Origin of the sequence: Endozoicomonas sp. (assembly GCF_051008435.1) — a bacterium.
Classification (GTDB): Bacteria; Pseudomonadota; Gammaproteobacteria; order Pseudomonadales; family Endozoicomonadaceae; genus Endozoicomonas_A.
Genome location: NZ_JBPCXO010000311.1, coordinates 1 through 6620, shown reverse-complemented (window position 1 = coordinate 6620; position 6620 = coordinate 1). Strand labels below are relative to the sequence as shown.

The 6620-nt window shown below is 44.8% G+C and carries 9 protein-coding genes; 1 reads left to right on the top strand and 8 read right to left on the bottom strand.

All coding sequences use genetic code 11. The features are described from left to right. Positions 1–233: 233 nt before the first annotated feature. Positions 234–1436 (bottom strand): hypothetical protein, encoded by a 1203-nt coding sequence (locus ACR2PX_RS15735; RefSeq protein ID WP_434000304.1) that lies wholly within the window; start codon positions 1434–1436, stop codon positions 234–236. A gap of 250 nt (positions 1437–1686) precedes the next feature. Between ACR2PX_RS15735 and tnpA the strand changes: the two genes are divergently transcribed. Continuing rightward, positions 1687–2151, top strand: coding sequence for an IS200/IS605 family transposase (tnpA, locus tag ACR2PX_RS15730; RefSeq protein WP_434000303.1), 465 nt, complete (start codon positions 1687–1689; stop codon positions 2149–2151). Here tnpA and ACR2PX_RS15725 read toward each other — a convergent pair. The 7 genes from ACR2PX_RS15725 to ACR2PX_RS15695 all read right to left on the bottom strand — a co-directional run bounded on the left by ACR2PX_RS15725 (position 2138) and on the right by ACR2PX_RS15695 (position 6261). After that, positions 2138–3310, bottom strand: a complete 1173-nt coding sequence (locus tag ACR2PX_RS15725; protein WP_434000302.1) for a glutathionylspermidine synthase family protein — start codon at positions 3308–3310, stop codon at positions 2138–2140. The genes tnpA and ACR2PX_RS15725 overlap by 14 nt on opposite strands. Positions 3311–3313: 3 nt before the next feature. Then, positions 3314–3838, bottom strand: a complete 525-nt coding sequence (locus ACR2PX_RS15720; RefSeq protein ID WP_434000301.1) for a DUF1190 domain-containing protein — start codon at positions 3836–3838, stop codon at positions 3314–3316. Positions 3839–3852: 14 nt separating this feature from the next. Continuing rightward, positions 3853–4263, bottom strand: coding sequence for a DUF350 domain-containing protein (locus tag ACR2PX_RS15715; protein WP_434000300.1), 411 nt, complete (start codon positions 4261–4263; stop codon positions 3853–3855). 217 nt (positions 4264–4480) lie between these two features. Further along, a complete protein-coding gene (locus ACR2PX_RS15710) occupies positions 4481–5137 on the bottom strand; it encodes a DUF2491 family protein (RefSeq protein ID WP_434000299.1) in 657 nt (218 codons plus the stop codon). A 108-nt stretch (positions 5138–5245) separates the two neighbouring features. Continuing rightward, positions 5246–5545: a hypothetical protein gene (locus ACR2PX_RS15705; RefSeq protein ID WP_434000298.1), complete on the bottom strand. Its 300-nt coding sequence runs from the start codon at positions 5543–5545 to the stop codon at positions 5246–5248. A gap of 66 nt (positions 5546–5611) precedes the next feature. Beyond that, a complete protein-coding gene (locus ACR2PX_RS15700) occupies positions 5612–6043 on the bottom strand; it encodes a PIN domain-containing protein (protein ID WP_434000297.1) in 432 nt (143 codons plus the stop codon). Beyond that, positions 6040–6261, bottom strand: a complete 222-nt coding sequence (locus ACR2PX_RS15695) for an AbrB/MazE/SpoVT family DNA-binding domain-containing protein (RefSeq protein ID WP_434000296.1) — start codon at positions 6259–6261, stop codon at positions 6040–6042. Before ACR2PX_RS15695 ends, ACR2PX_RS15700 begins: the two co-directional genes overlap by 4 nt. Positions 6262–6620 lie beyond the last annotated feature (359 nt).

Genomic DNA, 6620 nt, shown 5'->3' with positions numbered 1-6620 from the left:
AGCATAAAGGCGGTAAAAGGCTGCCAATCTGTAAAAATGAGCAAATCACGTCGGAGATATGGATGTTTTTTGCTCATTTTGTGATTTTGGATATCTGAATAACCTATTCTCGGTCAGGCTCCTAGCGGAGAGTTTAAACGCTATAGAAATAAGGTATATAGATTTTAACTTTTTAGTCACCGCAGAAATGTTATTGTCTGAGTATAATTGAGAGTGTCAGAAATGATCGTAATTCATTGTCTGACCTCTTTCTGCGCTATGTAGGGAGGGCATTGGGACTCTTCAGGGAATTTTTCGCAGTGACAGTTATCTGGCAAGCTTTTCATATGAGCTTGAATTTCACAATATGTGATCGCACAGGGTGAATCTCCGAGACTGTTACAGATTTCAGCCTGTTTGTCTTGTGGATACACCTTGTTGAGGTATTCTGATCTGAAACGGCAATTAAGCAAACCTGTAGACCTGAAATCACAGCTATTGCTTACCCATCTATTGGTAACTCTCTGATGTAAGCCGCTTACCATTAGTTCCATAGAATCTCTTATTCCTGTTTTTATATCCTCAAATAAGAGAGTATATCTACCTGCCATTTTATAGAAATCTATTAGAATCCACGCGTATTGAGAACTACATGTCCCGCAATGCATGTGAGTACTAATATAAGAAAACTTCTGATCTAAGCGACTTTTTCTGATTCTGTTGATATTTGGCTTATGACTAGCGTGATCTAGCAATGGAACAGACATGGCTGTCATTTGACGAACCACCTCATAATCGGGATAACCATAGTTTGTTTTCTGGTTATATTTAATTAGCCAGTGATCTAATAAATTGAACAGGGATTCATATTTATCCGGGTTATCATAGATTGTAGGTTCTTGCAGCAAGATTCTGGATAGAAAGAATATCTTCGATACTAATCTTCCTAGTGCAATAGCCCTGTATGCGTTGGAAAGTTGTACGAATCCTGGTTTATCTATGGATGTTTCTATGGCCTTGAGCACCAAATTCTTCTGGCACGAGTTGATATGAGTAGCAAATCTGTAGCTTGTTTCGATTCGTGAAAAAAGCTTGGCAAGTTGTGTAATTCTTAAACCGGTATAAGATTCATAGCCTTGTCCGTTTGAAAGGGTCCATGATTCTGCTGGTAAAGGCTTTTCCCACAGATGAGAAATTGCAGCTAGCAATTCATAAACATTCTGACTTGTTGGAGGTTTGTAAGATCTGCAATTGATACCGCAGGAAAGTGTTTCTATAACATAGCTATCAAACTCTTCAAAGGAATTGTACTTTACCGGGTTTACACAAGTTTCAGGGGGTTCTAGAGATCTATATGTAAAGTATGGAGGTTTGGAAATTGCTAAATCACATGCGAACGAAAGTGATAAAATCAGAGTAAGCATGCATTGACGTATAAGTGAAAAGCTAGGGCTCATAACAATAAAGCTTCTATTTAACGAAATTGAATGGGTATTATTTTAGTCCACTTATCGATTAAAAAGCATGAAGGGTATCTTCTAATATGGAATTAGCTGAATAGAAGAAAGATTGTTTTTTTATATGACTGTTTAAATATAATTAATCATTCGGTAAACCCCCAGCTATGCCGGGGAGACTCGCATAGGTTATACCGAGGCTTCGGTAGCTAACCTCGATGGTTCCACCAAGAACCAAGAGGTTTAACTTATGCCAGACTACAAAAGTCTGACTCATACTCGATGGGATTGTAAGCATCATATTGTTTTCATTCCCAAGAAACGTCAGAAAGTCATATATGGAAGCCTAAGAAAGTTTCTGGGAACCATTTTTCATGAGCTTGCCAGGCGGAAAGACTGTGAAATTGTGGAAGGACATCTAATGCGAGATCACGTACACATCTGCATTAGCATTCCGCCAAAGTATGCTGTCTCTCATGCAGTTGGTTATCTCAAGGGAAAGTGTGCAATTGCCATAGCGAGGCATTTAAAAGGACGACAGCGAAACTTCACAGGTGAACATTTCTGGGCAAGGGGATACTTTGTCAGCACAGTTGGACTGGATGAAGATATTATAAGGGTATATATCCGAGCCGGCGGTCAGTTAGCTCTTTTGTTTAGTTATATAGAGGAAGTACATGATTCATTGGGCTTCGTCAGGGTTAGTCCAGAATGACATGGGGAAGAAACCGGGAGCTGTCTTTGGTAATGACCGATGAATCTTCACGAATGCCAATGCCTGCAGACCGGTCTCCTACAACCCAGCTGCCCACCAGTGTGAAGTTCCCCGAAAAGCTGGGTACAGGATGGAAGTGTTGAAGGATATAACCACTGTCATCATAAGGGCCATCGACAAAGTCTGTTTGCTGACCATTTTCAATCACACTGATGTTGGAACCTTCTCTGGAAAATACCGGCTTTTTAACGAAGTGCTGGCCTAGATCATCCCCAATTTTACCTTCTTCAAAATAACTGGGTAACAGGTTTGGATGACCGGGGTATTCTTTCCAGAGCAAGGGCAAAATAGCCTTGTTGGATAGAATGGATTTCCAGGCGGGTTCGACAAACAGGGTCTCAGAGCCTTCGATGCTGGGACCAAAGGCTTCTTCGAACATAAACTCCCAGGGGTAGAGCTTGAAAAGAGCCGGGATGGTCATATCCTCAAGATCGGTAAAAGCGCCTTTCGGGCTCAGGCCAATATCTTCCACGTAAATAAATTTTGTGCTCAGGCCTGCCTGAGTCGCACAGTCACGAAAATATTCAACCGTACCGTAGTCTTCTTCCGTATCTTTACAGCTGGCAAAGTATAAAGGCTCATTGCCAACATGTTTCTGCTTCAGGAGCACCAGGGTTTCAATCAACATTTCCTGAATGATATTGAACTGGTCTGTTTCGGCAGGCAGTTGCCCGGTGGATACCATTTCTTCCAGCCAGAGCCACTGAAAAAAAGCCGATTCGTACAGTGAAGTAGGGGTGTCAGCATTGTATTCAAAGAATTTTGCCGGGCCTTGTCCGTTATAAGCAAAATCCATGCGTCCATAGAGATGGGGTTCGCTGTTAGCCCAGGATTGCTGCACGTAATCCCAGTACTGCTCGGGAATACGCAGAAGGTTCATGATCTCATCAGATCGAACCGCTTTGTCCACCAGTTGCAGACACATCTGGTGAATCTCTTCTGTAGGGGCTTCCAGATCGTTCTCTATCTGCTTAAGGCTGAAACGGTAATAGGCGGATTCATCCCAATACTTTTCACCCTCAATCGTATGAAATTTAAAACCCAGGGATTGGGCTTGCTGTTTCCAGTTCTTTCTGGGTGCAGACAGAATACGTTGCATTGGTTAGCCTCCCCAGCTACCTCTTGCAGCTGAACGGCTGCCGAATCCACCACGTTTCATGGTCGTGCTCTTCAACGTCGGTTTGACCGTGGCACTCTTGTTGACGACCACTTTGCCCTGTTTGTAGCTGCTGCCGATGCGATCGTAACTGCCGGTACGATAGTAACCACCGCTGCCCAGGTAGAGTGGGATGATGGTGAACGAACTCCGGTTTGAGGACTGCTGGTTGGAAGACAGCATAAAACCCTGCATCGTCGGGATATATTCTCCCGATGAGGTTCTCTGACAAGTTTGACCGAAGTCGGAGTAACAGTCAGAGGAGGACTGGTAGCGGGGAGCTGTCGACAGATGAGTTTGCAGGGCACGATTGTATTCATAGCTGCAGACTTCTTCTGAGACTACACCATCGCGGGTACAACTCTGGGCATCTTTGTAAACCAGGGCTTCCTTGGAGGATTGCCCGCATCCGGCCAGTACCAGAGGCGTGGCCCCTAAAAAAGCCAGTTGGAGTTTCTTTGAGCGTTTCATTCTCTCAACTCCATTTAGTAAGTCAGGCTGGCTGCGTTCAGCAGACCGGCAGCGACGGATATTGCACCCAGCCAGATGCCGGCGGCCATTTCATTGTTGGTGATTCTTTCTGAAATTTTCGGCATGAACAGTCGCAGAACAAAGAATGTGGCGAGCTGTACAATCAGAGCAACTGCGCCCCAGAGAGCCATGTCGATAATATCAACGGAGTTCTCGATAACGCTGGACAGAGGCAGGACGAAACCGATCAGGCTACCGGCAAAGGCAATAGAGGCCGCAGGTTTGTTCTCCTTGATCAGGGTCATTTCCTTATGAGGCGTGATCATGGTGTAAATGAACACATAGATCGCAGTCAGTACCAGTGCGATACCGAAGTAACCTAGAAAGAGAGGTAAGCCTGCCAGATAGTCAGTAATAGCTAGCATTATTGTGTCCGTGGTTTGAGAGTTAAAGGGGGTGTTACTGTGTAAACTATTTCGCATCACCATTTTTTATAGTCTTGGGTGATACTCAATACTGTTTTCCTCATGGCTGTTTATTATGAATCGTTTTTCATCTTCCAGGAGCCTGCCCCGGAATTGATGAAAAACGATATCAAAAGCTCAAGAGTGTCTGCCAGTAGAATACTGCAATCTCTGTCGTTTACATAATGCTCATGGAGGAAATCTCCAGATCAATGCCCACACTCATTACAGCCGTTGCCTCATCGTCACTGGTAAATTCCAGAGAGCTGATCAGGTATTCGTAATGCTCGCTGCCTGAAAGACGTCTTTGATAGAGCATGGCCAGATGATCTACGTCATAGGTGGCGGTGCTTTTATCACGTGAGTGAACCGTCTCTGTGAATCTGACGGGTTCTATTTTACCTGTAACTTCGCTGTCCCATGCCCGCTCATATTGAGTGGTGTTCAGAGTGAAGCCGGGTTGGCCAATCTTGCCACTGTCGCCGACCCATAGGTTGACACCGCTCTGAGAAGCCAGGTTTTCAGTCTGCTCAAAAACAAACAGCTTGATGTCATTGATGTGCTGGGTTTCAAATCCACCGGTAGTTGAGATCTGAAAAAAACCGTCGTCTGCTGTATAGAACCGATATAGCGATGAGCCACCGCCCAGATCAATGATACCTACAGCCTCAATAGTTTGAACGCCAGCAGGCAGAGTCAGATTCAATTGCTGCTGGATCATCTGAAAGGGCAGAAGATCCAGCTCTACGGCACTGCCCAGTCTCAGGTTGAGCGGGGCAGGCAGTGAAGGCTGATCTTCATCGGCTTTTTTCTTGCTAAACAGGTCAAAGATCATGTTTTTGGTTCCATAAACAGCCTTGATCTAATCAAGCGCCATGAGCAGAAAAATGTTCTTAAAATAAACAAATAAAGCACTGCCCATTTTCAGGAAGTGCTTTTAAAATCAGCCTTCCAGCCTTCCAGCCTTCCAGCCTTCCAGCCTTCCAGCCTTCCAGCCTTCCAGCCTTCCAGCCTTCCAGCCTTCCAGCTTTCCAGCCTTCCAGCCTTCCAGCTTTCCAGCTTTCCAGCTTTCCAGCTTTCCAGCCTTCCAGCCTTCCAGCCTTCCAGCTTTCCAGCTTTCCAGCTTTCCAGCTTTCCAGCTTTCCAGCTTTCCAGCTTTCCAGCCTTCCAGCCTTCCAGCCTTCCAGCCTTCCAGCCTTCCAGCCTTCCAGCCTTCCAGCCTTCCAGCCTTCCAGCCTTTCATTCAAATAAGGAGGTGTTAGTGTACTGTGTTTATTTTCAGAGATTAAAAAGATAGAAGTCTGAGTGTTCAGGGTTCGTTTGCTCCCGAAATACATTGAGCTGTCTGATCAAATGTATATACGGTTACTACAGAGTTTTCTGGCGTTGTATAATACTGAGCTTTGTTGATAATTAAGGCATCTGGAAAGTCTGCTGATTTCTTTTTGTTGCCCACCTTTACTGATGGCGCTTTGGCATAATCTTTCAAGGCTCGCCAGACGGTTTTATCATCTTCGAATATTACATTAGGTTCTTCAAAGAGCTTAGTGATCACCAGAATAATATCTTCTTTATTAAGCTGATATTTCTTCCCTTTCAATGTCCATACCAGTTCTACCAGAACCACATCTAAAATAAGGATACGTTCATGGCGGGTGAATAGCTTGGCCGCTTTGTGACTTTGCTGTTTGTCATCATCTAAAAGGTATCGGAGAATAACATTGGTATCGACAGCAATCATCGTGGCATGCCACTTTGCCGAGATTCTTCATCCGTCATAGGTTGATTAGGCTTGATGTGCTTTAGCAAGCCTTTAGCAGAAGCGGGTTCCTTTTTGACAATCGTGATATGGCCTTGGTTATCAATGTAAGATGCGTACTCGTCACCGGGCTGAATGCCTGCTTCCCTACAGAGTTCGGCAGGTAGGGTAATCTGTCTTTTTGAGCTGACTTTTGGCACAGGAGATCTCCTTTCTTTACATTTTATTCATTTGTAAAGATTATAGTCTGGGTTTTGAACGTGGCAAGCTTTTATGAGGCTATTCTTGCCTGCTTTTTAGCCGATGATCAAAAATAAACAAAATAAAGGATAGGCACATATTTTTGACTCGTTCCCTCGCTCCGGCGTGGGAATGCATACGATTATTCTTGACAACACCCACGCCTCAATCACAATACGTTCCAGCCTTCCAGCCTTCCAGCCTTCCAGCCTTCCAGCCTTCCAGCCTTCCAGCCTTCCAGCCTTCCAGCCTTCCAGCCTTCCAGCCTTCCAGCCTTCCAGCCTTCCAGCCTTCCAGCATTCCAGCCTTCCAGCCTTCC

What these genes read in the sequence shown, in the direction of transcription:
- ACR2PX_RS15705 (WP_434000298.1), bottom strand. Translation starts at nt 5,545, where the DNA reads ATGAAAGGCTGGAAGGCTGGAAGGCTGGAAGGCTGGAAGGCTGGAAGG.
- ACR2PX_RS15725 (WP_434000302.1), bottom strand. Translation starts at nt 3,310, where the DNA reads ATGCAACGTATTCTGTCTGCACCCAGAAAGAACTGGAAACAGCAAGCC.
- ACR2PX_RS15710 (WP_434000299.1), bottom strand. Translation starts at nt 5,137, where the DNA reads ATGATCTTTGACCTGTTTAGCAAGAAAAAAGCCGATGAAGATCAGCCT.
- ACR2PX_RS15715 (WP_434000300.1), bottom strand. Translation starts at nt 4,263, where the DNA reads ATGCTAGCTATTACTGACTATCTGGCAGGCTTACCTCTCTTTCTAGGT.
- tnpA (WP_434000303.1), top strand. Translation starts at nt 1,687, where the DNA reads ATGCCAGACTACAAAAGTCTGACTCATACTCGATGGGATTGTAAGCAT.
- ACR2PX_RS15735 (WP_434000304.1), bottom strand. Translation starts at nt 1,436, where the DNA reads ATGAGCCCTAGCTTTTCACTTATACGTCAATGCATGCTTACTCTGATT.
- ACR2PX_RS15720 (WP_434000301.1), bottom strand. Translation starts at nt 3,838, where the DNA reads ATGAAACGCTCAAAGAAACTCCAACTGGCTTTTTTAGGGGCCACGCCT.
- ACR2PX_RS15700 (WP_434000297.1), bottom strand. Translation starts at nt 6,043, where the DNA reads ATGATTGCTGTCGATACCAATGTTATTCTCCGATACCTTTTAGATGAT.